The sequence below is a fragment of the Thalassotalea montiporae genome (genome assembly GCF_053485855.1).
In genome coordinates this window covers 1-789 of the sequence record NZ_JBQRUO010000019.1, presented here as the reverse complement: position 1 = coordinate 789, position 789 = coordinate 1, and the positions used below count along the sequence as shown (strand labels likewise).

Annotated in this window: 2 tRNA genes; both read right to left on the bottom strand. The window is 40.4% G+C overall.

The window, feature by feature from the left end:
* Positions 1-443: 443 nt before the first annotated feature.
* Positions 444-519, bottom strand: a tRNA-Ala gene (locus tag ACSLUR_RS19075).
* Positions 520-561: 42 nt separating this feature from the next.
* Positions 562-638 (bottom strand) — tRNA-Ile (locus tag ACSLUR_RS19070).
* Positions 639-789 lie beyond the last annotated feature (151 nt).

Here is a 789-nt window from a genome sequence, read left to right as displayed (position 1 = left end):
TAGGCTTATCGCAGATTAACACGTCTTTCATCGCCTCTAACTGCCAAGGCATCCACCATATACGCTTAGTCACTTAACCATACAACCCCAAATAGTTTTGAGTCATCAAGAGACAAGCCTTGATGCTAATGTATGACTGACATTTTCACGTACTCATTAACAATTCTCATAAAAGAACAGTAATGGAGTATGCTTGAATTAGATTGAAATAAGATAAGGAAAAATCTTATTTCAGGTTTGATGCTTACAGCGCGACACTGTAATCATCATTCGAATATGTTTCTTATGTAAAACAAGAAATATATTCGGGATATATATCAGCTTTCCAAATTGTTAAAGAACTCAATTTAAGGCACATTCGCTTAAATCGTGGTTTAAAAAACCAAACGTAAATTGTTCAATTGAACACCTTAAGTTTGGTTTCTTATTCTTATGCGAAGAAGTGGTGGAGCTAAGCAGGATCGAACTGCTGACCTCCTGCGTGCAAGGCAGGCGCTCTCCCAGCTGAGCTATAGCCCCTTTATTTCTCAATAAAGAGTTAGGTCACATGTAGGCAGAACTTGGTAGGTCTGGGCAGACTTGAACTGCCGACCTCACCCTTATCAGGGGTGCGCTCTAACCAGCTGAGCTACAGACCTATTATCTCAATTAAGAGTCGTCCGAAGCTTACATGTTAGGACTTCTTCTACGTTCGTTATCAATGCAATGTGTGTGAACACTCAACATGTTGCGTTTTACTTCAAGATAAGGAGGTGATCCAACCCCAGGTTCCCCTAGGGTTACCTTGTT